A 26,953-nucleotide genomic window follows, 5' to 3' on the forward strand; every position below is an offset into this window, starting at 1 on the left:
TTGAAACTGTGTCTCATTTACCTCCCGGTTTCAATAACCCGATGGTCGGGATTTTTTTCAACACAGAGCCACGGAGATACGGAGTTGCACAGAGATTTTTCTCCGACCTCTGTGTAAAAAAAATTAGCCGCGCGGCAAACATGCTATCGCTACGGATGACAGGGGCACAGAGGTTGCACGGAGTTAGTTGCCGAAGATGCGGTGCCAGTATTTACGCAATACCTCGCGGTTCCATCCTTCCAGTCTGCCTTTCTGCATAAACGCGAGATCGCGGGTGGCGGGTTGTAAGAAATAATGAAATACAAAACGGGCTTTGGGATCGTCCCAGCCGATGATCTGCCCGAAACGGAGATCGTTGAAAACAAGGGTATCGTTCCATTTCTCCACAGTATAGAACTGCTGCGAAAATTTTACGAGGTGCTGTACATCTTCCCGCAGCATCAGGGGGTTGAGCATGGAATCGTTCCTGGGGAAATAATTGAACCGTATTTCTTTTTTCTGATCCAGTACCGAGCGAAACCCCACGTAATACCCGCTGTCGTCACCCGCCACAACATACCATAGCCAGTTCTGTAAGGGAGCGGGCGTGGTAAAATACCGCTCGTGCGGAATTTTCTGCAGGGCGAATATCTCCCTGGCTTCCTGGTCGATCCTGAATTTGTTGTAGCTGCAGAGCAGCAGGTAAGCTGCCGGCAGAAATACCCCGAACCGCCACCAGAACCTGCGGTGACGATGGAACCGGTTCAGCACAGCCAGCACAACAAAGGCAATACCCGCCCATAGCGAGAAAAATGCATCGGCCACATAAATGGCGTTGAGCGAGAAGCGTATATCACTGAAAGGCTCAAACCAGCCCACACCGTAATTGTTGTACCCGTCCAGGAAAAGATGCACCAGTATTTCTGTTGCAAAAAACAACAGCCATTTTCGGAAAGAGATATCGTGCGGGCGGTGTACATGATCGGCGGTAAAGGCAAATGCCGGTATCATCACCGCGGCAAATAACAGGGAATGCGTGATACCCCTGTGTGCAAGCAGGTTGGCGGAGGGATCGAGCCAGAACGCCGCCAGGAAATCGATATCGGGAATGCTTTGGGCCAGCGCTCCCCAGATCATCGCTTTTTTGCCAAACCCTTTTTCAAAAAAAGCTTCCCCGATACAGGCGCCCAGGGCAATATGGGTAATGGAGTCCATGGTTATGCGCTAAGGGAGTTTTGTTTTATTTTCACTCTGTCAAATCCCAAAAAACCATGCCCGTAGAACATGTTTTTAACAACAAGATACGACAGGTAATCCTTTTGCTCATCCTGCTGGGACTGGCATTGGTGCTGCTGATCGAGCTGTCGGAGTTTATCCCGGCATTTCTCGGGGCGATCACGCTGTATATCATCAGCCGCGAACGGTATATCTATCTTACCACAAAAAGAAAATGGAAGCGGGGCGCCAGCGCCCTGTTGTTTATTTTACTGTTCCTGTTATGCATCGGCCTGCCTGTATGGATAGCGGTCGATATCCTGTCTCCGCGTGTTCAGTCGCTCTTTAACAACCAGGAAGCGATCATGCAAAGCCTGAAATCCATTTCGGCCCAGATACATAAATGGACAGGCCAGGAGCTGCTGTCCGATGCCAATATTGTCAATATCCAGAAAAAACTCACGGCATACATCCCTACCTTACTCAACAGCACGCTCACCATTCTGAGTAACCTGGCGCTGATGCTGTTCATCGCTTATTTCATGTTCACCAATCACCAGGTAATGGAAAAAAAGCTGGAAGGTTTTATCCCCTTACAAAGCAGGAACGTGCATATACTGGCCGGTGAAACAAAAAACATGATCCGCGCCAACGCACTGGGTATACCGCTGATCTCGCTGATCCAGGGCGTATTTGCGATGATCGGCTACTGGATCTTCGGTGTAAAGGATTTTGTGTTGTGGGGATTTATCACCGGTCTGTTTGCCTTCTTTCCCCTGGTGGGAACCATGATCATCTGGGTGCCCCTGGTGGTTTATGTGTATTCCACCGGCAGCTCCTTCAACGGCACAGGTTTACTGCTGTACAGCCTTATTGTTACAGGCAATGTAGATTACCTGGCACGCATCACTTTATTAAGAAAGATAGGCGATGTGCATCCCCTGATCACCGTGCTGGGCGTAATCGTGGGGTTGCAGCTGTTCGGGTTCTGGGGTTTTATTTTCGGCCCTTTGCTGATCAGCTATTTCATGCTCATGATCCGTATCTACAACAACGAATTCGGCGGATTTGGCGCGCAGACGCATCACCCCACCGGTGATAAGGACTGACAGCTATGGATTGTTTTTAATACCGCCAGTTCATAATCCCATCGCGTACAGGATGATGTTAACAGCGAATTTGGTATTGTCTTCGGATAGAAATCGTTTGTTGCGGAAATCGTAGTCCCATTCGCAACCATAGTCCTTGTTACTGTACAATACACCGATACGGCCGTTGATCTCGATCGCCTTCAGGTAGTCATGGATCAGGTCGTCGCCCCAGCCATTCAGTTCAAAACCGGTGTTGGGCGGCCCTTTTTCAAACCGGAAAAAGGAATGATAGATATCGTGTGTGTTCGGGATCTTTTTCATAGCGCCGCTGCCGAACAATGCGTTCATCTGCGCCTCGAAAGATTTTGCAAACAACCCGTCTATATCATGGTTGCAATCGTCCACAAAAACAAAACCGCCGTTCTGCACATATTTTTTAAAATTCGCGGCTTCCTGAAAATCGAACTGTACCAGTTTATGGCCGCTTAAATAGGCAAACGGATAACGGAATACCTCCGCGCTGGAAAGATCCGCCACTTTCTCCTGCATGGCTACGGGAATGGTGGTGTATTCGATGAGGGAATTGAGCACATTGGAGGGCATACGCTGGTCGGTGTCCCAATCGCCCGAGCGGTAACGAAGCCGCATAAAGGTAAATTTCGACCGGTCGGGCGCCTTGTTTTTAACTGGTATCATTCTTTCTTCAGCCATTTATCCTTTTTATCCGCAACGACCGGTTGCCATACCCTCAATTATCGCATTTTTTTTCTAATTTCCAACGGTTCGATGATGGACGGATCAATATCGGTCGCCGCCTGCCTTCAGGGAACAATTATTCAATTACTTCAAAAATCGTTGCATTGGACAGTACTGCAAAAACGGTAACGGATCTGTTGGCTAAACTGCCGGAGCTGAAAAAGGAAATTCAAAAAGTGATCGTAGGACAGGATGAAGTGCTGGATGAGATCATTGTGGCATTACTGGCTGGCGGACATTGTTTGCTCGAAGGCGTACCCGGTCTGGCAAAAACACTGATGGTGCGCACGCTTTCGCAGGCGCTGGCACTGCAATTCCGGCGTATACAGTTTACGCCCGATCTGATGCCCACCGATATTGTAGGAACGGAAATACTCGAAGAAGACCATACCACCGGCAAACGTTTCTTTAAATTCAACAAGGGGCCTTTGTTTGCCAATATCATCCTGGCGGACGAGATCAACCGCACGCCTCCCAAAACACAATCGGCCCTGCTGGAGGCGATGCAGGAATTTGAAGTGACTTATGCGGGCCAGACCTACCCGCTCGACAGGCCCTTCTTTATCCTCGCCACACAAAACCCCATCGAGCAGGCGGGAACCTATCCCCTGCCGGAAGCGCAGCTCGACAGGTTTCTTTTATATGTAAAGATCGCCTATCCTTCCCGGGAGGAAGAGATACAGGTGCTGAGCAATACAACCGGTACAAAAAAAGCAACCATCCGGCCCATACTCACCGCCGCAGAGATACAGCAGATGCAGCAACTGGTAAGAGAGGTAACCATTAACCACGACCTGGTACAGTATGCCGGTGATATTGTTCGCGCCACCAGGCCCGACGATACCCAGGTGACTTTTGTAAAGGAATGGGTTCGCTGGGGCGCGGGCCCCAGAGCAGGGCAAAGCCTAATTCTCACAGCTAAGGCAAGAGCGCTTTGCAAAGGACGTTATGCAGTGCTGACGGAAGACATCGCCGCGATGGCATACCCGGTGCTGCGTCACCGCGTACTGATGAATTTCAAGGCAGATGCGGAAAACATCAGCTCCGATCAGGTAACCGAAATGCTCCTGAAAGAAATAAAACGTCCCGCAACGATCCTGGGATAGGCGGACTTTGTAATTGAAAACTGTTCGGGTTATTTTTTATTAACGATTAATCATTTCCCTTGTCTCATCTGCTTCATCCAAAAAACCTGATCGCCATCCGCAACCTGGCACTGGCCGCGCGGACAACGATCGATGGGTTTATGGCAGGTATCAACAAGAGCAAGGTGAAGGGGCCGGGCCTCGAGTTCAGCCAGTACCGGAGCTACCAGGCCGGCGACGACCTGCGCTGGATGGACTGGAAAATGTACGCGCGTTCCGACAGGTATTATATCCGCGAATCGGAAATCGAGACAAGTGTTTCCGTTCGTTTTGTGATGGATGCAAGCGCATCGATGCTGCATGAAGACGACGGCATCAGTAAGATCGATTATGCGCGGTATATCATTGCATCACTGGCATGGCTGGCGCACCTGCAGGGCGATTCCGTGGGAATGTATGTATGCGGGGAAAACGGGTTGTATGCACTTCCTTCCCGCAATGACCACCAGCATATGTGGCGGTTATACCACCAGCTGGAACAGGTTGCGCCCGGCGGAAAAATGACCAACCCGGTTCATTTCAAGGAAATACTGGCAGGCAGTAACCGCAGGGAACTGGTGATGGTGGTAACCGATCTGTACCAGGAATCGGATGAGATATATCGTTTGCTCGATACTTTTTCAACACTCAAACATGAGGTCATGGTGCTGCATATCATGGGTGCCAACGAAATGCAGCTCCGCTACGAAGGATATGCCACGCTGGAAGACCTCGAAACAGGCGCGGTGATGGATATCAATGCAAACCAGTTGCGGAAAGAATATGATGCCAGGCTGCAGGAATGGCTGTCTGCAGCACGCATGGCCATGCTCGACAGAAATATTGCTTACCGCCTGGTGGTGATGGACGAACCTGTTGACCAGTTGCTGCGTGATTTCCTCAAACAAAGAAACAGGACCAAAGCCTGAGACCGACAACATGCTGCAATTACTGCAACCGATATGGATGTATACGGCAACCGCGATGGCGATACCATTGGCGATACACCTGTGGAACATCCGCAAAGGCAAACGCCTGAAAGTGGGCAGTCTTTCGCTGATCACCGAGTCGGTTCAGAAAAAAGCAAGACAGATCAGGATCACCGAATGGCTGCTGCTGTTGCTGCGCTGCCTTCTGGTATTACTGCTGGCCCTGTTTCTTTCGCAGCCGGTATGGCGGCGGTCACCGGCGCAGATAGGAAAAGGTTGGGTGTTGGTACCGCGCGAATCCGTAGCGACCGTATATCCCTCTTTCCGGCACGAAATAGATTCCCTGCTGAACGAAGGCTATACATTTCATCATTTCAATTTCCCTTTCGATGAGGCTTCGGTATCACAGCAGGTGCAGGATGCCTCGGGCAGCGATGTTTCTTACTGGCAAAGGATAGCACAGCTGAACGGGGTGCTGCCCGCGGGCTGGCCGGTATATGTGTATACGCCAGGCGGTATAGCCGGTTTTACAGGTGAAAAACCGGCGCTGGATATCGCGGTAACCTGGAAAACAGATCCGGCACCGGACCTGTATACAAGGGCGCGTTCCGATTCCTTACCCCTGCACATCAGTTTGTATTACGATAACCGGCACCGCGAAGATGCCAGGTACCTGGGTGCTGCGCTGGAGACCATCCGCTCTGTGCTGAAGCAAAACCTGGTGGTGCACCAGACTACCGAACCGGTGACCAGCGGTGGGCAGGACCTGGTGATCTGGCTGTCGGAGGAAGAGCCGGCCTACCGGGATACCGGGGCGCTCTATATCAGGTATGCAGCAGGAAAGACGGTTTCGGAAAACAGTCCGCTGGTCATTAACCGGGTTTCGGGTATGACCAACCCCCTGCTGATCTACCGGCGTGTTCTGTCGCAAAATAATCCGCATAAACCCCTATGGACCGACGCCTACGGAAACACAATCCTTGATTTTGATGCAATGAACAGGCAACTGCTGCTGTATACCCGCTTTGATCCGGGCTGGAACGGACTGGTCTGGGATGCTTCTTTTCCCGAACTGATCAGCCGTTTGCTGCAGCCGGAACACACAAACGCCACCCCACAGCAGGTAGATGCCAGCCAGCTGGTGTTTGCACCGCTCGCTAATCATACCAAAACGATCGCGGGAAAAGAAATGCCGGTAAGCGGTTTCGCCTGGTGGTTACTGGTTGCCTGTTTTGCAGCCGAGCGCTGGCTCTCATCATATAAACGGAAAAAGGATGCAGCCTGATCATCCCGCCTATATGCTCCATCGCATCGGCATCCGATGGAAACGCAGGATACTGCTGGCGGGAAGCCTATGGGCCATCGGCATCTCCATGCCTTTGGGTGTGCTGTTGTGGCGGTTATGGCAGGTATCACTTTTCTGGCTGGTCGTTTTCATTCCCCTTGTGTACATCGTTTTTCTTTTTCTAAACCGCTCCTGGCGTATCGGTGCAAACGATGTGGCGCGTTACCTTGATAAAACAGAACCTGCACTGGAAGAAAGCTGCATCCTGCTGCTGAATCCACCAACCGGCGTATTGCCTGGCCTGCAGTTGCAGAGAATTACCGCCGTTCTGCAGACGATCGATATGCCGAAGCCATGGTTATCGCCGTTGAAAAAATCACTCGCGGCATTAGGTGTTTCGGTGCTGCTGGTTCTGCTGGTTTGTTTTACGCCGCTGAAAAACAATATAGGCGGAAACAGCAAAGACACGGCTTCCTTACCTGAAAAGCATCCGCAGGGCGTATCTTCTGTGCGGGTGCGCATTCTTCCGCCCGTGTATACAGGAAACGCCGCCAGGGAACAGAAACAGTTTGGCCTGACGGTGGAAGAAAACAGCGGGGTTTACTGGACGGTGCAAACCAATTACCGGGCAGCAAACCTGTATTTTGTATTCAACGACTCGGTAAAACTGCCACTTCAGCCCGATACGGCACACAGGTATTGGAAACTGGAAAAACAGATTACCCGAACAGGTTTTTACCAGCTGGCAGCGGATTCGCTGTTGTCGGAACTGTATCGCATCGATATGGTGCCCGATGAATCGCCTTCCATCACCGTACACCAGCCCAGGGCCGGCACGGTAATCGATTTTGGCATGCCATTGCGCACCGGTTTGCGTGCAACGGTAACGGATGATTATGGCGTACAGGAAGCCTGGATTATGGCAACCATTGCCAGCGGCAGCGGGGAAGGAGTGAAATTCCGTGAAGAGCAGCTGCGTTTTCCCGTATCGTTTGCCGCTCATGCCAGACAGTACGCACTGGAAAGAACGATCGATCTTGCGGCGTTGAAAATGATACCCGGTGACGAACTTTATTTTTATATCCTCGCCAGAGACAATGCCGGGCACGAAAAGCGTTCAGATATATCATTGATCACGCTGGCGGATACCGCGCAGCTGATGAGCCTGAGCGGTCTGCAGATCGGCATGAGCGTAAAACCCGATTTCTTCCGCAGCCAGCGGCAGATCATCATTGAAACCGAACAGCTGCTTCGCGACAGGGATACGATCAGTACGGAACGTTTCCGGGAGCGAAGCAATAACCTCGGTATCGACCAGAAACTGCTGCGGATGCGGTATGGTAAATTCCTGGGCGAAGAAAATAACCTGGACGGGGCAGCTGCCGATGACCACGACCACGAAGGCGGCGGCAACGAGGCGGCGGATTTTGGCAATGCAGAAAAGATACTCGACGCCTTCTCGCACAAACACGATATTGCCGAAGACGCCACATTTTTCTCCGCCGAAACAAAGGCGCAGCTGAAAGCCACGCTGGCAGAAATGTGGAATGCAGAGCTGAACCTTCGTTTGTACAAACCGCGGGAAGCACTGCCTTATGAATACAAGGCATTGCGTTTGCTGAAAGAGCTGCAGCAGAAAGACCGGGTATATGTTGCCAAGACAAGCACCCGAACCACTCCGCTGAAACCGGAAAAACGGCTCACCGCCGATCTCAGTAAGATACAGGAACCGCTCTGGCAGAAAACGCTGACCCTGCCCGCGGAAGATACCCGGCAGTTAAGACTCGCCATGGCCGAACTGGAAAAGATGCGGTTGTCGGGACAGGCGCTTTTTCCGCCATCGATGAATATGGCCTACCGATACATCAGCAATGCGGCGGCTTCGGCGCCCTCCACCTACCTGACCGCGCTCGCATCGGTCAGGCGGATACAGGATGCCGCGGCAAAAAAACAGCCGGCCGCAAAAACGGATGTTCTGCAAACGCAAAAAGCATTGCAGCAACTGACCGGTGCAGGATTGCCCGCACCCTATCACCCCGGAACATCGATGCAGCAGGCAGGGCGGGATTATTTTCAACATTTACAACAGCAACGATCCTATGAACGGCCATGAAACAGCGGTAATAGCAGCAATGACAACGGTCTGGCTGTTGTTTGCCTGGCTGGAATGGCGCAGGCCAAACAGGAGTTATGTAGGGATGCGCATCTTCGCGATCACAATGGCATCGGTCTCTCTTGCCTTGCTGGGCATGGGCCTGCCCCGGAAAACGGTAACAGGCGTTGTGGGTCTTATGGTAACAGAAGGTGCCAAAGACACAAGCAGTTCAGCAACCAGGCAATACACCTACGAAACCTACCTGGCTTCGGGCGATACCTCGGTGAGGAAATGGCTGGTAACAGGCTACGGACTCTCGGAAGCACAGTTGCAATACCTGAAGCCCGAGATCACCGGTCATATTTACGAAGAACCCAAAGCCGGTATCCGTTCGGCGGGCTGGCAGCAGCAGCTGGCGCCGGGCGGGTCTTTGCAGGTGCAGGGTCATTGCTTTAACCGAACGGGGAAAGAGATGCAGCTGGCACTCGAAGGCTATGCAGCCCTACAGGACAGCATCCGTATTCCCGCAGGAAAAGAGATCGATTTCCGGTTGCGATCGGCGGTGAAGCATGCAGGTCGCGCTGTATTTCACCTGCAGTTAAAAAACGGGAAGGAGCTTATCGAAAACAACCCCGTTCCCTTCCTGGTAACGGAACCCGGCAGGATACGGGTACTCGTACTGGCGTCTTCGCCCGATTTCGAATACCGCTTTCTGCAGCGCTGGCTTGGCGAAAACGGTTTTACCGCCGTGGTGCGTACCGCCACCAGCAAAAACAAATACCAGCAGTCCTTTATCAACAGGAACGCATTCCCGCTCTCTAAACTCTCTGTCTCCCTGCTGGATAGTTTTGACGTATTGCTTGCCGACGAAGCGGCACTGAATAATATTGCCTCCGATGAAAAAGCCGCCGTCAGACAACAGGTCGGCGACAAAGGGCTCGGGTTACTGCTACGCACGGACACGGCGTTTACGGAAAAAGCGTTTTATTCAAAGGGGTTCCGTTTCCGGTCTGTGGTACCCAGGCAGCAACAGCTGGTTGCTGTACTTACCCAGACATCAGACTCGCTGCCCGCAGTTTCCCTTAACCAGTTTCTCTCCATCCAGCCCCAAGACCAGCTGCAGCAGCTGATCGGCGATAAGGAAGGCCATTTGCTCGCTGCATCCGCTTTATATGGAACGGGTCGTATAACGGTCAGTACCCTTGCAAACACTTTTAACTGGCAGCTCGCGGGTCAGCCGGCTGCCTATGCCGCTTACTGGACCTATCTGCTCGAACAGCTTGCAAGAAAGCAAACGCCATCGGGTCTTATAACGATACCGCAGGGTTTTTACCGCCTGGGCGGGTCTGTGCCGGTTACCGTTGTCGCTGCCGGCAATGCCGATACCGGTTTATTGGTGACGGATGAGGGCATTCGCGTACATACCGCCAGGGATACCCGTGTGCCCTATCTGCTGCATGGCGATTTCTGGCCCCTGCACGAGGGATGGCAGCGTATCGGCAGCGGACAGGCGGCAGCTGAGGTATATGTCTTCGGTAAGAGCGACTGGCCCATGGTGCGGGCATACCGGCATATTACCGCTACAAAGGAATGGATCAGCCGGCAGACCCGGTGGGGTAAGGAAGCGTTGCCGTATACGCCCCGGCCGTTTAACCCGTGTTGGCTAATCGGTCTGTTCCTGCTGGCGGCAGGCTTTTTATGGGCGGAGCGTAAATTCCTTTCCTGAAGCACCCGTCGGAAACAATATACCTACTAGTGGGTATTTGCCACCCTCTGCGTATGGTGTAAGTTCGCGTTCTGTATTTTAACCGAATTTATTGTGAAAAAGAAGGAAAGTATGTGGGGTATGCGGCTGCGCCGGAATATGCAGCCCAGGAAGGTATTTTCTATTATTATCCTGTCATACCTGCTTTATATGCCCTCGCTTACCGGGGGAAGGCCGCAGTTACAGGTCGAAAAACACCTTGTACCCTACCAGTTCCGCCATATTCCTGCAGTCAAGCTTGCGGAGAATATTGCGCCGGTGCGTAAGCACGGTGTGCTGGGAGAGAAATAATTCATCCGCGATCTGTTTACTGCTGTAACCGCCGGTGATCTTAACCAGTATCTCCCGCTCGCGGAGGGTCAGCTGCATAAACCGCCGGTAGCTTTCATGCGAAAGATTTTTGGGATGCAGCAGGTTCCGCAGCCGTTTTAAATAAAAAGGCAGCTGTTCAAGATCCACTTCCAGTCTGATCGTGGCAGATTCATCCCCCAGCTTATGATCGATCAGTAAATTGATTTCCTTGCTGAAAGGCAGCGTATTCGTTTCTTCTTTGGCTGTTATCCATTCCATCGCCTTATGGGCGCTGCCAAAATAGCGGGGATAAAAAGCAAACTTTCCTTCCTCAAATACATCCATCGTTGACAGCTGCGCCATTACATCACTGCCGAGTACGAATGCCAGTTTGTGCATGCCTGCCCGGTTACCCGGTTCGTTTACCTGCTCGTCTATCCAGCCATGCAGCGCAGGAGGTATGTTGAAATGAAAATCCGTATGATCCCATAAAGCGCGTTTTGGGTTGGCTTTTCCCAGTAAGTGAATATACTGCTTCATTTCACCAATGAATGTCTCTGCCGTCATTTCCTTACCTGTCCACCTGGGCATGATCAGCTTCTGCGATTCTATATAATCTATCGAAATCAGATCAGAAGCGTATTGGATCATAAACCGGGTTTCCTGTAATGATAATATAAAATCGGTACCGCGCCAAACGCCGGATGGTGAGCTCCCGGCGATGCCTGTTTTCCATTCACCCATTCGTCCATAAAACCGGGTAAAAATTTCTTTAAACAAAGCGGGTTCAATATATTACGAACCCAACCAAAACAGGAGGTAATTTGAAACGGAAAGACTTTTTACAAATGACTGCCATGGGAGCGGGCGCTATGTTCCTGCCCGATTTCTCCCTTTTTGGCCGTTCGGTGGATGCCGCCGAATTGCTGAACCCCGGTCCGGATGCGGCCTTTAAAAAACAGCTTGCCGATGTGGCTCTAACCGCCGCCAAAGCCAAAGGCGCCAGTTATGCCGACGTACGTATTGGCCGTTACCTGAACCAGTTCATCATTACCCGCGAGAACCGCGTTCAGAATATCGCCAATGGTGAATCCTATGGAGTAGGCATACGCGTGATCGCCAATGGCAGCTGGGGTTTTGCCGCTTCCAACGAAGTGACAAAAGAAGCCATTGCCAAAACCGCGGAAAGAGCGGTGGCGGTTGCCAAGGCCAATGCCAGGATCATGACCCAGCCCGTACAGCTGGCGCCGCAGAAAGGTTACGGCGAAGTGAGCTGGAAAACACCGATCGTTACCAACGCGTTTGAAGTGCCGATCAAGGAAAAAGTAGACCTGCTGCTGGCGGCAAACGCGCTTGCTATGGCAGGCGGCGCCAATTTTGTGAACTCGCAGATACTGGCCATCAACGAGCAGAAATATTTTGCCTCCACAGATGGTTCCTATATCGACCAGGATATCCACCGCCTGTTCCCGAGCTTTAATGTAACCAAAGTGGACCGCAACAGCGGTAAATTCGAAACACGTAAGGCGCTGAGCTCGCCCGTAGGCATGGGTTATGAATACCTGTCTGCCACCGATGCCGATAAAGTGGGCGGCGTGGTAACACGTTACAAGAACCGTTACGACCTGATGGAGGATATGAAAAACGCCACCGCGGAAGTAACGCAGAAGATCAGCGCAAAATCCGTAGAACCGGGTAAATACGACCTGATCCTCGATCCATCGCATCTCTGGCTCACCATACACGAGTCTGTGGCACACCCCACAGAGCTCGACCGCGTACTCGGTTACGAAGCCAACTACGCGGGCACCAGCTTCCTCACACTCGACAAGCTGCACAGCAAGAACTTCCAGTTCGGCAGCAAGCTGGTGAACATTGTGGCAGACAAAAAGCAGACCGGCTCACTTGGTGCGGTGGGATATGATGATGAGGGCGTGGCAACCAAAACATGGGATATTATCAAAGATGGCGTACTTGTTAACTTCCAGGCCATCCGCGACCAGGCGCATATCCTGGGCATGAAGGAGTCGCATGGCTGCTGCTATGCACAGAGCTGGAACGATGTACAGTTTCAGCGTATGCCTAATATCTCTTTGCAGGCGGGCAAAACACCGCTCAGCGTGGATGATATGATCAAAAACACGGAAAAAGGCATTTATATCATCGGCGACGGTTCTTTCTCCATCGACCAGCAGCGGTATAATTTCCAGTTTGGCGGACAAACCTTCTACGAGATCAAAAACGGCAGGATCGCGGGTATGCTGAAAGACGTGGCCTACCAGGCAAATACACGCGAGTTCTGGAATTCCTGCACTGCCATCGCCGATGAAAAAGATTACCGCCTGGGCGGTGCATTCAACGATGGCAAGGGACAGCCCGGCCAGTCGAATGCGGTATCACACGGCAGTTCCACCACCCGTTTCGACGGCGTGAACGTGATCAATACAGCGAGGAAAATTTAATAAACGGCAGAAGCCGGACAGGAACAAAACATTTCAAAACACCTAATCAAATACAATGGCAATACTCACGAAAGAAGAAGCCAAGGCGCTGCTTGCGAAAGTGATGGCGTTCTCCAAAGCCGAAGAATGCGAGGCAAGACTCAGCGGCTCCGAGCAGGGCAATATCCGTTATGCATTGAATGCCGTATCCACCGCAGGCGATGTAAGCACACTCAGCCTGTTTGTAAGCTCCACATACGGTAAAAAAACAGCCAGCGCATCCATCAACGAATTTGATGATGCCTCGCTGGAAAAAGTGGTACGCCGCGCCGAAGAGCTGGCCAGACTGGCACCCGACAACCCCGAGCGCATGCCGGCACTGGGCCCGCAGGATATCAAAGACAATCCGGCACAGTTCATCAACAGCACCGCCGCTCTTACGCCCGAAAAACGCGCCGAGATGGTAGGACAAAGCATCAAAGCCGCAAAAGAGGCCAAACTGGAAGCAGCAGGCTTTTTGGTCAACACATCGGGGTTCTCGGCCATGATGAACTCGAAAGGACTGTATGCCTATGATAAAAGCACGAACGTAAACTTCTCCGTTACCACGCGCAACGCAGACGGAACAGGTTCGGGCTATGCGGCAAAAGGATTTAATGATGTAAACAAAATGGATACGCTGGCTGCCACCAAAGTGGCTGCATCCAAAGCAAATGGTTCTGTTGGCGCCAAAGCGATAGAACCCGGCAAATACACCGTGATCCTGGAGCCATTGGCCGCAGCTTATATCATGGAAAACATGTTCGGCGGTTTTGATGCGCGCAGCGCGGATGAAGGCCGTAACTATATGAGCAAACCCGGCGGCGCCAACCGTTTGGGCGAGCAGCTGTTCGATGAAAAAGTAAACATCTATTCCGATCCGTTCCATCCGGATCTGCCGGGATCTACCTGGACAGGCGAGGGACAGCCCGTAAACAAAATGCATTGGGTGGAAAAAGGCGTGGTGAAGAACCTGGGCTATTCCCGTTACTGGGCGCAGCGCAAAAATGTGGCTGCAGTGCCGGGCCCTTCGAACATCATCATGGACGGAACCAATGCCTCGCTCGAAGACCTGATCAAAGGAACCGAAAAAGGTATCCTCGTATCGCGTTTCTGGTATATACGCCTGGTGGATGCACAGAGCATGCTGCTCACAGGACTGACACGCGACGGAACGTATTACATCGAGAACGGCCAGATCAAATACCCGATCAAGAACATGCGTTTCAACGAAAGCCCGGTGATCATGCTCAACAATGTGGATGCACTCGGCAGACAGGAACGTACGATCGGAACAGAATCGGGACGAAGCCTGCTGATACCAGCCATGCGTATCCGCGACTTTACCTTCACTTCTCTGTCGGACGCCGTTTAAATTTTTTTACCGATTGCCAAAGCCGTTGGGTTCCAGCCCGACGGCTTTTTAATTTCGCAACTGCATTTTCTCTGTCATAAATTGATAACATGAAAAGAAGAGATTTTATTCATCTTACCGGTATGGGCCTGGGCGCCGCGGCGATGCCCGCCTTTGGCCGTTCCGTCAGTATAGAAGAAGCACTCATACCTGTGGATACGGTCCTCAAAAAACGCATGGCCGATACCGCTTTGAATTCGGCAAAATCAAAAGGCGCCACGTATGTGGATGTGCGAATCGGCCGCTATCTTAACCAGGTAGTGGCTGCCCGGGAAAAACAGGTGCAGAACATCAGCAACACCGAATCCTACGGAATGGGCGTGCGCGTGATCGTGAATGGCTGCTGGGGATTTGCAGCTACCAACAACCTCACCACAGACAGCATTGCCAAAACCGCAGAGCTGGCCGTGCGCGTTGCCAGGGCCAACGCCAAACTGATGAGCGAACCGGTGCAACTGGCCCCGCAAAAAGGGTATGGAGAAGTAAACTGGAAAACGCCGATCATCAAAAATGCATTCGAAGTATCGATCCAGGAGAAAATAGACCTGCTGCTGGGTGTAAACAACCTGGCGCTTACCAACGGCGCCAATTTCATCAACTCGCAGTTGTTCCTGGTGAACGAACAGAAATATTTTGCGTCCACCGAAGGATCGTATATCGACCAGGATATCCACCGCCTCTGGCCAACTTTCACCGTTACCAAAATTGATCGTACAACCGGCCGTTTTGAAACGCGCAATGCATTGAGCGCCCCGCGCGGTATGGGATACGAATACCTGTTGCCCGATAAAAGCGAAGAAGTGCAGGCGCATTTTCCCCTGTATCGAAACAGGTATCATATCCTCGAAGACGTACGGCTGGCAACGGAACAGGCCGCGGAAAAACTTAAGGCGCGGCCCGTGGAACCGGGTAAATACGACCTGGTGATTGATCCCAGCCAGTTATTCCTTACCATACACGAATCCGTGGGTCATCCCACCGAACTCGACCGTGTGCTCGGTTACGAAGCCAACTATGCGGGAACCAGTTTTGCCACCCTCGATAAATGGAAGACAGGGCAGTTCAATTTCGGTAACAAACTCGTGAACTTTGTGGCAGACAAAACAGAACCCGGTTCCCTGGGCGCAACGGGCTACGACGACGAAGGCGTGAAAACCGGCGAATGGGATATCATCCGTAACGGCGTTCTGGTGAACTACCAGGCCACGCGCGACCAGGCACATATACTCGCCCTGAAACAATCACAGGGTTGTTCTTATGCCGATAACTGGGACAGCATCCAGTTTCAGCGCATGCCGAATGTTTCGCTGCAGGCCGGCAGGGAAAAAATGAGCGCGATGGATATGATCAAAGGCGTGGAAAAAGGTATTTATATGCTGGGCCGAAGCTCGTATTCGATAGACCAGCAGCGCTATAACTTCCAGTTTGGCGCACAGCTTTGTTACGAAATAAAGAACGGGCAGATAACCGGTATGCTGAAAGATGTGGCTTACCAGTCCAATACCCAGGAATTCTGGAACTCCGTGGGCGCTATCTGCGATAAAAGCGATTACCGTCTCGGTGGTTCTTTCTCAGATGGCAAGGGACAGCCCTCACAGGTAAGCGCCGTATCGCATGGATGTCCGACAACAAGGTTCAATGGTGTGAATGTAATTAATACGGGGAGGAAGATATAGGGGCACAGAGTTGAATGGAGATGGACACAGAGGTGAACGGAGACACGGGTTCAACACAGAGACACGGAGGCACAGGGTTGCACAGAGTCCCCTCCGTGTTCCTCTGTATCTCGGTGTCTCTGTGTTAAAAAAACTCCACACCCCAGTGCATTCCGCTATACATTCACGCAATGGCATCCTTGTGATACCGGTTCCGGTATTCGATAGGAGAGAGCCCTGTCACTTTCCGGAAAATGGTGCGGAAGGCTTTGACATCCGAATATCCCACATCATACATCACTTCATTCACATTCTTCCTGCTGGTTTCAAAATTCTTTTTCGCCGCTTCGATCTTTACACGCTGCATGTATTCCACCACCGTGTTGGACGTGGCTTTCTTGAACCGACGCTCGAAATTCCTTCTGCCGATCGATACCATGGCGGCCAGCTGCGCCACCGTGATCTTTTCCTCGAAATTCTTTTCGATGAATTCCTGCGCGATGCGCACCGGTTCATCGTTGTGTTTGATCTGCGTGTTGAAGATCATAAAAGGCGATTGCGATACGCGGTCCGGCTCAATGGCAAAGATCTTGGCCACATGAATGGCCGTAGGTCTGTCAACATATTTTTCAACCAGGTACAGCAACAGGTTCCAGTAAGAAGTGGCGCCGCCGCTCGAGTACAGGCCTTCTTCTTCTGTAATGATCCTGTCGTCTACGAGGTTCACCTGTGGAAACATGGCGCGGAAGGTATTGGCATGCTTCCAGTGGGTAGAGCATTTCTTGCCGTCGAGCAATCCTGTTGAAGCCAGCAGGAAAGCACCCACGCAAAGGCTTACGATCTCGGTTCCCTGCTCGTATTGTCTGACAAGCCATGGCATCAGCGCACTGTTTTTTTCCAGCGCTTTTTCCATATTACCCGCCAGCGCCGGCACAAAAATGATATCGGTCTGCCGGATGTCTTTGACCAGTATGTCTGTATGCACCGTATAGCGTTCGTCGTGCAGTTTTACTTCACGCGTCATTCCCGCCATCTGCACTTTGAACAGCGGTTCTTTGCCCGCTTCTTTCAGCAGACCGTTTACCACGGCAAACAAATGCCTCGGATCATCCACGCTGGCCAGTACGGCCGATTCAGGTACCAGGATCGTTACTTGTTTCATAAAATCAGGTTAGAGAGGTTGATGGATTAGCGGATTATTGGATTTTTTTTGACGCCGGCCTGGTGCATGCAAGAGTCGAATCAGTTGCTGACCGGGTATGCTCTGCGAAACTCCCCGTTTTCCTCCCGATCTTATCTCCCCAATCCGCCAACCCATAATCCGATAATCCGCTAATCCTCCACAAATGTAATCACCCCGCCTGTCGCAATCAACCCCTTTAATTGCCGGTTTTGCACCCGTTGGAACAGGCAGGGTGCGGGTAGTTTTACAGTCTAAATGTTCTGTATGACCTATATCAGCGCCTACCTGAATTTTAACGGCAGATGCCGGGAAGCCATGGAGTTTTACAGGGAATGCCTCGGCGCGGAGCTTACCCTGCAAACCGTTGAAGGCTCGGCCATGGAAAGCCAGTGCCCCTCTGCCATGGGACATTATATATTGCACGGCACTTTGCAGAAGAACTGCCTGCTGCTGATGGGGTCGGATATGACGGGGCCCGATGGCTTTTACCAGGGAAACAATATGGCGCTGAGTCTTAGCTGCAGCAGCGAAAAAGAGATCAGCGATTTTTACACAAAACTATCCGATGGCGGACAGGTGATCCACCAGTTGCGCACAGAATGCTGGGGCGCCATCTTTGGTGTATTCAACGACAGGTTCGGTATCCGCTGGATGCTGAACTACGACAGGGCCAGCAGCCCCAAAAATGAATAACAGAACAAGGCGCAGCCCAAACAAAACCGCCTGATTCCTCCCCGATCTCCATTCCTTGTTCATCTGCTCCTTGTTCCCTGCTCATCTGTTCACCCGTTCCCACTCCCCATGATCGAAGTATTCAAAACCGATATCAGCTCCTCCGCCCAGGCAAGCCATATAGCCGGTTTGCTGGTGCGGCATTTTCCGGGCGGGCGTATCAGTGTGGATCTGCAGGATTGCGACAGGGTGCTGCGGGTGGAAGCGGAAGCCGTTTGTGCGGAAACGGTGATACGGCTGCTGGCCGACCAGGGGTTTGCCTGCTGTGTGCTGGACTGGTAAAAAAAAGTTTACCGGAATTTTTGTGAAACCAAAAGGTTTCCTAAATTCGTGAAACCTTTTGGTTTCATTTTATGCGAAGAGACGTTTTCCAGGCCATAGCAGACCCCACCCGCCGGGAGATACTGGGCATGATCGCCCGGCAGCCGCTGAATGTGAACACCGTATCTGAACGGTTTGACGTAACCCGTGCGGCGGTGTACAAACACATGAAGATTTTGACGGAATGCGGTCTGGTGGTCATCAAACAGCAGGGAAGGGAGCGGTATTGCGAGGCCAAACTGTCCCAACTCAGCGAAGTGTCCGACTGGGTAGGGCAATACCGCGCTTTCTGGAACAAACGCCTCGATGCACTCGAAGCCTATCTTGACGAATTACAGTCTGAAAACCTGTCGGCCACCGGCAAAAAAAAGAAAAAACATGGCAAACCAGGATCCAAACGCAGACCGTGAGCTGCGGTTTTCACGCCTGCTGAACGCCCCGCGCGAACTGGTATTTAAAGTATGGACCAGTCCGGAGCATGTGGCCAAATGGTGGGGCCCCGAGGGGTTTACCAATACCATCCACGAAATGCAGGTTGCACCCGGCGGTAAATGGCTGCTGACGATGCACGGGCCCGACGGCAGGGACTATCCCAACACCATCCTTTACCGCGAGGTGATTGCACCTGAGAAACTCAGCTGGTGGCATGGCTCCGACGAACCCGGCGACCCGAACGGTTTTGAGGTAACGGTTGAATTTGAAGACAGGGGAGCGCAGACCCTGCTTACCATGCGTATGCTGTTTGCAACAGCCGCCGCCAGGGATTTTGTAGTGAGGGAATACGGCGCCATCGAAGGCAACAAACAGACCATGGACAGGCTTGAAGCCTATCTTGCAACTGTTTGACCGCAGTAACCGGTTTGCTGGTATGAAATTGGTGTACATCAAATACAAATCCTGAGAATGCATTCCGACAAACATCCCACCCTGGGTAACGGCAAGATCTGTTACCTTGAGCTGCCTGCGGAAAACATACAGGCATCAGCCGAATTTTACCATGCGGTATTCGGGTGGGAAACACGCGAACGCGGCGATGGTGCGCTGGCTTTTGATGACGGCGTGGGAGAGGTAAGCGGTATCTGGACACAGCGTTTTACGGCCAATGCCGGTCCGGGTATCCTGGTGTACATTATGGTGGACGATATGGACACAACGCTGGAACGGATCGTTGCCAATGGCGGGCAGATCGTACAGCCGGTGGGGATGGATGCGCCGGAGATTACCGCAAGGTTCAGCGATCCGGCAGGGAATATTCTCGGTGTATTTCAACAATAAACCCAAGCATAGTATGAAAAAAATCCTCAGCTCCTATTCCTGGGGCAACGACGGCGCTATCCTGCTGATCAGGTTAATACTGGGTGGTATGATGATGTACCATGGTTACGGCAAGATCGTTAACTACCATACGATTCTTCCGCAGTTCACAGACATTATCGGTATCGGCGCCAGACTGTCTTTTCACCTGGTGATCTTCGCGGAGTTCTTCTGCTCTTTCCTGGTACTGATCGGTTTCCTCACAAGGTTTGCCGCGGTGCCCATCCTGATTACCATGTTTGTTGCCTATTTCGTGGCGCTTAAGGACGCCGAATTTTCTGTGAAGGAACTGCCCTTTGTCTTTCTTTTGCTGAGCCTGGTGGTGATCGTCACCGGCGGCGGCAGGTATTCTGTTGACAGGCTGGTATTCAAGAATTAATTGGCATCGGAAATGAAAATGTGCTAATTTGAAGCATTAGCACATTTTCAATCCGATTGCACCATGCAAAAAAAACAGTTGCCCCTCAACACCCGCCGGCAATTTATGAAACAGGGCCTGCGGGCTGCTGTGGCATTTACCATTATTCCCAGGTTTGTAATGGGTCGCGGTTATACCGCGCCCAGCGATATGCTTACGCTGGGTTTTATCGGCACCGGTAAACAGGGTAATATCCTGCTGGATTATTTCCATAAGAATACGCAGACCGTTGTACTGGCTGCATCGGATGTTGACAGTAAAAAACTGCAGGCGTTTCATAAGCATGCCGAAAAACTGGCTGCACAGAAAGAAAACAAACTGCAGTACAAACCATTCTCACCCTATCCCGATTTCAGGGAACTGATACAGCGCAAAGACATCGACGCCGTGGTGATTGCCACACCCGATCACTGGCATGCCGTAATGGCTGTTATGGCGGCCAATGCCGGCAAACACGTGTATTGTGAAAAACCGATGGCGCACAGTGTGGGCGAGGGTCGCGCAATGGTCAATGCCATGAAGCGGAACAAAGTGATCCTGCAGACGGGAAGCATGCAGCGTTCCTGGGATAAATTCCGCACGGCCGTGGAACTGGTACGCAATGGCTATATCGGCGAAGTAAAGGAAGTGCTGGTTACCGTGGGCGATCCCGCGGTTCCCTTCGATCTTCCGGGTATGCCCGTTCCCGATTACCTTAACTGGAACGGATGGTGCGGTCCTTCCGTACACGGCCCTTACCATACCGAACTGTCGCCACCCATTGAACAGGATATCTACCCGCACTGGCGCAACTACAAAGAATACGGCGGCGGTATTCTGAGCGACTGGGGTGCACATATGTTCGATATCGTGCAGTGGGCGCTGGATATGGACAGCAGCGGCCCTATAAAATTCGATGCGCCCAAAGACAATGCGGTAAAAGGTCTTACCATGACCTATGCGAACGGCATTGTGATGAAGCATGTTGATTTCGGCAGGAAATATGCTGTCCGTTTTATCGGCGAAAAAGGCACCATCGATGTAAGCCGCGAATTCCTCGACAGTAACCCGGCCAATATTGCCACAGCCACACTGGCGCCCGATGCAAAACGGGTGTACAACAGTGCCAATCATTACCAGGACTGGCTGGATGCGATCAAAACCGGCAAACAGCCCATAGCCGATGTGGAAACAGGTCACCGTACCAGCAGCGTATGCGCGCTGGCCAATATCGCTTACTGGCTCAGGCGCCCGCTGGAATGGGATCCGCAGAAGGAAAAATTCAAAAACGACACCGAAGCCAACCTGCTCCTTACACCGAAAATGCATAGTGGCTGGAAGCTGCGGTAGAAGAATGATGGTCGATTTGCGATTGCCAATTGCCGACTCACAACTCACGCTTCACGCTTCCTTCCTGAAATAGAAGGTGAACAAAAACAGCACGACCCTGATAAACTGGTACGAGAACCAGCGGTAGAGCTGTTTGAACAGGTTCCCGGTTTTTTTGTGGTATTCGGCGGTTACTTCCACACAGTCTTCGCGGATGATCGTCTCGAGGATTTCTCTTGTGTTACGGGTAAAATCGTCGTTGCGTATGTCCAGGTTCAATTCTATACTGGCATAGGCGCTGATATCGTTCACATTGTAGGAGCCGATCGTCATCCACCTGTCGTCGCATACTGCAAGTTTGCCATGCAGTACGGTTTTCTGGTATTCGTACAACTGCACACCGTTGCGCAGCATCCAATCATACAGCCATCTCTCCGCTTCCTTGGCCAGCACCACATCCGACACACCGGCGGCGATCACACGAATGCGTACACCCCGCATCAGCGCCTTGCGTATCTGCCGCCTGATCAGTTTACCCGGCAAAAAATAACTGCAGAGGATCACCACATCGTGCCGGGACTGTTTCAGCAGTTCTATATAGCTGGAGGAGACCTGCAGTTTGTTGCGCACCCAGTCGTTGCGGCGCATGCGGATAGCTGTGCGTTCGGGTTCGGGTATTTCGGGCGGGGGTTGGTTAAGGTACAGTCCCTTATCTTTTTTGGCGAGAAAGCCGTTCCAGGTCTTCCAGCAGAGCATATGCAGTTCTTTTGCAATGGTGCCCTGCACATCGACCGCAAAATCAAGCCAGGCGGGAATACCCTGTACATCGTTGTACCTGTCGGCGATATTAATACCGCCTACCAGTGCGCGCCGCGCATCGGCCACCACTACCTTATGGTGCATCCTTCTTCCGAAATAAAAATGTTTGCTCCTGAACAGCGGTTCAAAAAAACGGAACGAAATACCCGCCTGCTCAAGATCGTGGATAAATGTTTTCGACAGATGCTGTGAGGCATACCCATCCACCAGCAGGTACACGATCACTTTGCGCTGCACCGCTTCTTTCAAAGCATGCGCGATTCTGTGCCCTGTTTCGTCATCGCCAAAAATATATACCTGCACATGAATGATCCACCTTGCTTCGCTGATCAGTTGCAGCAAGGCATCGAAATAAGGTTTGCCTCCTTTTATCAGCGATACTTTGTTTCCCGAAGTATATGTTGTGACCGGTTGCCTCATGCGGGGAATGATTGGATTTTGGGAGCTTTTCCGTCAGGGGTATTATTGTATCGCTTCATCCGCCGGTTGTTTCAGCGCGGTATAACCTTGGCCCTGCCTTCAGTAGTGATGTCATCAACCTTAAAGTTAGGCGCAAATATTTTTCGAAAACAAAAGAACCTGCCCGGCAAACGTGTTTTACAGGTATGCAACCGGCTGACTGTCTCAACCGGGGACTGGCATCCTGATGTAATGGCATTATATTGGCGCCGTGCATTTTAAGGTGAGCCGCAGGTAAGGGTAACTCCTGATCATATCCCCGTGATCCGTGTAAAAACCCCTTAGTTTAAAGAAGCCCGATTCGGCGCTGATACCCCAGTATTTGCCAAACTGCCAGCCGAGTTCATTGGTGAAGGCGCTCAGGTAATAATCCGATCTGCCGCCGTTGATGGTATAACTCCACCCGCCGCGGTAACGCAGGTTGTAATAAAAGCGGTTGTTGAAATTGAGAATGCCCCCCACATGAAAAGCCAGACCCGTGCCGTAATCGTAATTGCGCCCATAATAATCTTTGTGCGGATTGGGAATGGCCGATAACAGGATTGGCCCGAGACCGAAATAGGTGTTCAGTTTTTTCCGCCGGCCGAGATTGTATTCCGTAAGCAGGTTCATCTTTACCGCTTCGGCGCTGTAGAAGAATGCCTCGTTCCTGATATAATCGTAGTTGGCGGTTACCATGGCAAAATGCGCATTGTTCAGCATGTTCAGCTTCCAGCCGGTTACGGATGCCTGTACGCTTACCACGTTCAGCAGCGAGGAATCATCCTGCCCGAATTCTGTTACGATCGAAAAATTGCTGAAAGGTGTTTTATAGTCCACACCCGGCGAGCCATAGTTCAGCGTAAGCCTGCCGAACACGCCGAACTTGCCTTTTTCCAGGATCTTGTTATCGTTTACATTGAATTTCCGCAGACCCAGCTCCATGGCCATGGTAAGCGGCGGCAGCTCCTGTTTCTGCTCGGCCGTAGGCGAACTGCCCCATTTACCGTCGAGTACGCGGTTCAGCCCGTCCATCGGGTTAATCAGCGTGGCAAACACCTCACCCGCTTTTTTGGCAAACCCGCGTCGCCGGCTGTTGTGTATTTTTTCAGCGAGGCGATGCGTCACTTCGCCCAGTATGATCCCGCCGAAACTGGTATTGATAAAATCGTTGGGCGCAGGTGGCTGGGTTTCGGAAAAGGTTTCCCACAGATAGCTTCCTGCAAAAGCGGCCGGCATGGATTGCCAGAAATTATAGCCGTTTGAACGGAAACTGTTGTAAAAGATGCTGCCATGAAAGGGGTGCCCGATCTGGTTGGTGGGAAAAGGATCATTGTCCCATTCCCAGCTTTTGGGCGACAGGTGGGAGGCCATCGTCTGGAAATTGATATAGGCCCAGTCGGCTTTTTTCAGGTAGCGGTCGTAACCCCATACCAGCGATTCGGACAGTCCCAGCTCGATCATGGACCTGCCAAAACGTTTCTGCGGTGTCATAACACGCCGGTTCCTGATCTTGATGCTGTCCGGGCTGAAGGGCTGGTTATGATCCGGCACCTGGGCATGGATGCTGTCTGCTGCCAGAAGCAGTAACAATACCACCAGGTATTTTCCGGTAAAGCCCCTATGTAAGTGTTGGCGTAAAAACGCGATCATGCTGCAAGACATAAAAAATTCATGCCTGCATCCACGCCCGCAAGGCGGGTATACCCCTCTCGTATCGGCAATAACCCGTTTCGTATAATTTTCTGTACCAGGCCCCGGCACCGGTCTAAGTTTGACCTATCAAATGATCAAAAACACCTTAAATATCCGATTTATGCCAAAACTTCTGACCATCCTGTTACTCCAGACACTGTTTATACCGGGCGTTTTTGCCCAGTCGGCCTCCGGCCTGGTAAAAGACGATGCCGGCAAGCCTGTTGCAGGCGCTACCATCTCGCTGCTCCGTGCAAAAGATTCCGCTGTAGTGAAATTTGCGGTCAGCTCCGAGAAGGGTGAATACCAGTTCAACAGTATTACTGCCGGCAATTACCGTGTCAGTGCAGCTTATACCGGTTTACAGACAGGTTTTTCAGCGCCATTTGCGGCAAATGGAGCAGACAGCCGGCTGCCCGAGATGCAGCTCGCCAGGCTGACCAGCAACCTGGGTAATGTAACGGTTACCGCGCGTAAGCCGCTGGTGGAAGTGAAAGCAGACAAGATGGTGGTCAATGTGGAGTCTACCATCAACGCCATTGGCTCGGATGCCATGGAGCTGCTGCGCAAATCGCCCGGCGTTACGGTGGATAAAGACGATAACCTGGGCCTGGCCGGTAAATCGGGCGTTCAGGTATATATCGACGGCAGACCGTCGCCGCTGGCCGGACAGGATCTTGCCAATTATCTGAAAACACTGCAATCGAGCCAGATCGAATCCATCGAGCTGATCACCAGCCCATCGGCCCGTTACGAAGCGGCGGGTAATGCGGGCATCATCAATATCAAACTGAAAAAAAACAAATCACTGGGTACCAATGGCACCGTAAATGCGGGCTGGAGCATAGCCACCTATGCCAAATACAACGCGGGTCTTTCACTCAACTACCGCGATGCCAGGCTGAACATCTTTGGCAACTACAGCTACAACTCGGGTATCAACGAACAGAATATGTCTTTGCGCAGAACGGTGGTGGATTCACTGTTTGACCAGAAGAACCATATTCTGATGAACATGAAAACACATAACGTAAAAGCGGGTATGGACTATACCCTTAGCAAGAAAAGCATACTGGGCGTGATGGTCAACGGTTCGTTCACCGATCCTACTTTTGAAAGCCGGAGCACCACGCCTATTTCCTATATCCCCACCGGGGTGGTGAACCGCATACTGGTTGCCGAAAACAGGAGCACCGGTGTACGCAACAACCTGAACGAAAACCTGAACTACACCTATACCAATACAAACGGCAACGTGTTTGCACTGAATGCGGATCATGGCAATTATCGTATCGATGGCAACCAGTTTCAGCCCAACTATTACCTGAACCCTTCCACCAATGCCCTGCTCAACAGCGTGATTTACCAGATGATGACACCTTCCGATGTGGAGATCAACTCGCTGAAGGCCGACTGGGATAAGAACCTGAAGAAAGGCAAACTGAGTTTTGGCGGTAAAACGTCTTTTGTTCATACCGATAACGATTTTCAGCGTTACGATGTCATCAACAGCAGCAAACAGCTGGATAGAGACCGGAGCAACCGTTTCCGCTACAAGGAAAACATCAACGCCGCTTACCTGAGCTATGCACATCCGTTTAAAACCGTGATGGTACAGGTGGGTGTTCGTGTGGAGAATACCAATACAGATGGCCGTTCAACCGGTTTGAAGAATGCGGGCGGCACTTATCTGAATTACGATTCAAGCTTCAGCAGGCATTATACCGACCTGTTCCCGAGTGCGTCGGTCAGCTTTATCAAGAACCCGATGAACCAGTGGACTTTGGCATACAGCCGTCGTATAGACCGGCCGGCCTACCAGGACCTGAATCCTTTTGAGAACAAACTGGATGAATACACTTCGCAGAAAGGCAATATCAACCTGCGCCCGCAGTATACGGATGCGTTCAGCGTAACCAATGTGTTCAAAGGCAAACTGGTATCCACGCTCAGCTACAGCCATGTAAAAGATCTGTTCACCATGCTGTTTGATACGGCCAATAAATCGCAGGCTTTTGTAACCAAGCAGAACCTGGCCACGCAGGATATCATCAGCCTGGGCATCAGCTATCCTTTTCAGAAGGGTAACTACAGCCTGTTCAGCAGTGTAAACAGCAACTATTCGTTCTATAAGGCAGATTACGGCAAGGGTCGTGTGGTTGACCTGAATGCCTTTGGCCTGAATGCGGTGTTGCAGAACAGCCTGCGCTTTGGCAAAACATGGATGGCGGAACTCACAGCCTTCTATAATGCACCAACCGTGTATATGGGAAGCTTCGAAGGTAAATCGCTGTACAGCATCAGCACGGGTCTTTCCAAACAGGTGCTGGGCGGCAAAGGTTCTGTGAAGATCGCCGTAAGCGATGTGTTCAATACATTGAAATTCCGCGGGGGAATCAATTTCTCCGGACAGCATACCGACCTGGTACAGCAGGGCGAAACACGCCAGTTCCGTATCAACTTCAGCTATCGTTTTGGTAACAACGGTGTAAAAGCCGCACGCCAGCGCAACAGCGGTTCTGAAGACGAGAACAAACGTGTATCATCCGGCGGCGGAGGTATCAGCGTAGGACAGTAATTACCCGTTTCCGGTAACGATCGATCCGTGTAGCCTGATGCAGTATGCGCATGGTTACACGGATTTTT

Annotated in this window: 23 protein-coding genes; 17 read left to right on the top strand and 6 right to left on the bottom strand. The window is 51.6% G+C overall.

Annotated elements, in window-relative coordinates; translation table 11 throughout:
* Nucleotides 1–183: 183 nt before the first annotated feature.
* Nucleotides 184–1,194, bottom strand: coding sequence for a metal-dependent hydrolase (locus tag GWC94_RS00985; protein WP_161833140.1), 1,011 nt, complete (start codon nucleotides 1,192–1,194; stop codon nucleotides 184–186).
* A 56-nt stretch (nucleotides 1,195–1,250) separates the two neighbouring features.
* On the opposite strand from GWC94_RS00985, the gene GWC94_RS00990 reads away from it, so the two are divergent.
* A complete protein-coding gene (locus GWC94_RS00990) occupies nucleotides 1,251–2,303 on the top strand; it encodes an AI-2E family transporter (RefSeq protein ID WP_161833141.1) in 1,053 nt (350 codons plus the stop codon).
* 30 nt (nucleotides 2,304–2,333) lie between these two features.
* On the opposite strand, the gene GWC94_RS00995 is transcribed toward GWC94_RS00990, so the two are convergent.
* On the bottom strand, nucleotides 2,334–2,996 hold the full coding sequence (locus tag GWC94_RS00995; protein ID WP_202628594.1) for a DUF4159 domain-containing protein: 663 nt from the start codon (nucleotides 2,994–2,996) through the stop codon (nucleotides 2,334–2,336).
* A 149-nt stretch (nucleotides 2,997–3,145) separates the two neighbouring features.
* Here GWC94_RS00995 and GWC94_RS01000 point away from each other — a divergent pair, with 149 nt between their 5' ends.
* Genes GWC94_RS01000 through GWC94_RS01020 form a run of 5 tightly spaced genes read left to right on the top strand, consistent with a single transcriptional unit; the run spans nucleotide 3,146 to nucleotide 10,200 of the window.
* Nucleotides 3,146–4,147 (top strand): AAA family ATPase, encoded by a 1,002-nt coding sequence (locus GWC94_RS01000; protein ID WP_202628595.1) that lies wholly within the window; start codon nucleotides 3,146–3,148, stop codon nucleotides 4,145–4,147.
* Between the two features lie 59 nt (nucleotides 4,148–4,206).
* Nucleotides 4,207–5,094, top strand: coding sequence for a DUF58 domain-containing protein (locus tag GWC94_RS01005; protein WP_202628596.1), 888 nt, complete (start codon nucleotides 4,207–4,209; stop codon nucleotides 5,092–5,094).
* Between the two features lie 10 nt (nucleotides 5,095–5,104).
* On the top strand, nucleotides 5,105–6,379 hold the full coding sequence (locus GWC94_RS01010; protein WP_161833142.1) for a BatA domain-containing protein: 1,275 nt from the start codon (nucleotides 5,105–5,107) through the stop codon (nucleotides 6,377–6,379).
* A gap of 13 nt (nucleotides 6,380–6,392) precedes the next feature.
* On the top strand, nucleotides 6,393–8,492 hold the full coding sequence (locus GWC94_RS01015; RefSeq protein WP_161833143.1) for a DUF4175 domain-containing protein: 2,100 nt from the start codon (nucleotides 6,393–6,395) through the stop codon (nucleotides 8,490–8,492).
* 19 nt (nucleotides 8,493–8,511) lie between these two features.
* Nucleotides 8,512–10,200, top strand: a complete 1,689-nt coding sequence (locus GWC94_RS01020; protein WP_161833144.1) for a hypothetical protein — start codon at nucleotides 8,512–8,514, stop codon at nucleotides 10,198–10,200.
* Between the two features lie 219 nt (nucleotides 10,201–10,419).
* Here the strand turns inward: GWC94_RS01020 and GWC94_RS01025 are convergent, their stop codons facing one another.
* Complete coding sequence (locus GWC94_RS01025) at nucleotides 10,420–11,181, bottom strand: LuxR C-terminal-related transcriptional regulator (RefSeq protein ID WP_235918416.1); 762 nt, start codon at nucleotides 11,179–11,181, stop codon at nucleotides 10,420–10,422.
* 173 nt (nucleotides 11,182–11,354) lie between these two features.
* Between GWC94_RS01025 and GWC94_RS01030 the strand changes: the two genes are divergently transcribed.
* The 3 genes from GWC94_RS01030 (at nucleotide 11,355) to GWC94_RS01040 (ending at nucleotide 16,100) form a co-directional block, all read left to right on the top strand.
* Nucleotides 11,355–12,992 (top strand): TldD/PmbA family protein, encoded by a 1,638-nt coding sequence (locus GWC94_RS01030; RefSeq protein WP_202628597.1) that lies wholly within the window; start codon nucleotides 11,355–11,357, stop codon nucleotides 12,990–12,992.
* A 55-nt stretch (nucleotides 12,993–13,047) separates the two neighbouring features.
* On the top strand, nucleotides 13,048–14,385 hold the full coding sequence (locus GWC94_RS01035; RefSeq protein ID WP_161833145.1) for a TldD/PmbA family protein: 1,338 nt from the start codon (nucleotides 13,048–13,050) through the stop codon (nucleotides 14,383–14,385).
* A gap of 89 nt (nucleotides 14,386–14,474) precedes the next feature.
* Nucleotides 14,475–16,100 (top strand): TldD/PmbA family protein, encoded by a 1,626-nt coding sequence (locus tag GWC94_RS01040; protein WP_161833146.1) that lies wholly within the window; start codon nucleotides 14,475–14,477, stop codon nucleotides 16,098–16,100.
* A 163-nt stretch (nucleotides 16,101–16,263) separates the two neighbouring features.
* Here the strand turns inward: GWC94_RS01040 and GWC94_RS01045 are convergent, their stop codons facing one another.
* Nucleotides 16,264–17,241: a GlxA family transcriptional regulator gene (locus GWC94_RS01045; protein WP_161833147.1), complete on the bottom strand. Its 978-nt coding sequence runs from the start codon at nucleotides 17,239–17,241 to the stop codon at nucleotides 16,264–16,266.
* Between the two features lie 285 nt (nucleotides 17,242–17,526).
* On the opposite strand from GWC94_RS01045, the gene GWC94_RS01050 reads away from it, so the two are divergent.
* The 7 genes from GWC94_RS01050 (at nucleotide 17,527) to GWC94_RS01080 (ending at nucleotide 21,376) form a co-directional block, all read left to right on the top strand.
* Nucleotides 17,527–17,955: a VOC family protein gene (locus GWC94_RS01050; RefSeq protein ID WP_161833148.1), complete on the top strand. Its 429-nt coding sequence runs from the start codon at nucleotides 17,527–17,529 to the stop codon at nucleotides 17,953–17,955.
* Between the two features lie 108 nt (nucleotides 17,956–18,063).
* A complete protein-coding gene (locus GWC94_RS01055) occupies nucleotides 18,064–18,276 on the top strand; it encodes a hypothetical protein (RefSeq protein ID WP_161833149.1) in 213 nt (70 codons plus the stop codon).
* A gap of 71 nt (nucleotides 18,277–18,347) precedes the next feature.
* Nucleotides 18,348–18,725 carry an ArsR/SmtB family transcription factor gene (locus GWC94_RS01060; protein ID WP_161833150.1) on the top strand — a complete coding sequence of 126 codons (378 nt, stop codon included), beginning with the start codon at nucleotides 18,348–18,350 and terminating at the stop codon, nucleotides 18,723–18,725.
* The gene (locus tag GWC94_RS01065; protein WP_161833151.1) at nucleotides 18,694–19,161 is read left to right on the top strand and encodes an SRPBCC family protein; all 468 of its coding nucleotides are present in this window, start codon (nucleotides 18,694–18,696) and stop codon (nucleotides 19,159–19,161) included. Before GWC94_RS01060 ends, GWC94_RS01065 begins: the two co-directional genes overlap by 32 nt.
* 57 nt (nucleotides 19,162–19,218) lie before the next feature.
* The gene (locus GWC94_RS01070; RefSeq protein ID WP_161833152.1) at nucleotides 19,219–19,590 is read left to right on the top strand and encodes a VOC family protein; all 372 of its coding nucleotides are present in this window, start codon (nucleotides 19,219–19,221) and stop codon (nucleotides 19,588–19,590) included.
* 13 nt (nucleotides 19,591–19,603) lie between these two features.
* The gene (locus GWC94_RS01075; protein ID WP_161833153.1) at nucleotides 19,604–20,008 is read left to right on the top strand and encodes a DoxX family protein; all 405 of its coding nucleotides are present in this window, start codon (nucleotides 19,604–19,606) and stop codon (nucleotides 20,006–20,008) included.
* 63 nt (nucleotides 20,009–20,071) lie between these two features.
* The gene (locus GWC94_RS01080; RefSeq protein WP_161833154.1) at nucleotides 20,072–21,376 is read left to right on the top strand and encodes a Gfo/Idh/MocA family protein; all 1,305 of its coding nucleotides are present in this window, start codon (nucleotides 20,072–20,074) and stop codon (nucleotides 21,374–21,376) included.
* 51 nt (nucleotides 21,377–21,427) lie between these two features.
* On the opposite strand, the gene GWC94_RS01085 is transcribed toward GWC94_RS01080, so the two are convergent.
* Both GWC94_RS01085 and GWC94_RS01090 read right to left on the bottom strand, forming a co-directional pair.
* A complete protein-coding gene (locus GWC94_RS01085; protein WP_161833155.1) occupies nucleotides 21,428–22,594 on the bottom strand; it encodes a phospholipase D-like domain-containing protein in 1,167 nt (388 codons plus the stop codon).
* Between the two features lie 237 nt (nucleotides 22,595–22,831).
* Entirely contained in the window at nucleotides 22,832–24,265 is a 1,434-nt protein-coding gene (locus GWC94_RS01090; protein WP_161833156.1) for a DUF3943 domain-containing protein, read from the bottom strand.
* Between the two features lie 163 nt (nucleotides 24,266–24,428).
* On the opposite strand from GWC94_RS01090, the gene GWC94_RS01095 reads away from it, so the two are divergent.
* A complete protein-coding gene (locus GWC94_RS01095; RefSeq protein WP_161833157.1) occupies nucleotides 24,429–26,885 on the top strand; it encodes an outer membrane beta-barrel protein in 2,457 nt (818 codons plus the stop codon).
* The last annotated feature ends 68 nt before the right edge of the window (nucleotides 26,886–26,953 follow it).

This window comes from Sediminibacterium soli (assembly GCF_009939225.1).
GTDB lineage: Bacteria > Bacteroidota > Bacteroidia > Chitinophagales > Chitinophagaceae > Sediminibacterium > Sediminibacterium soli.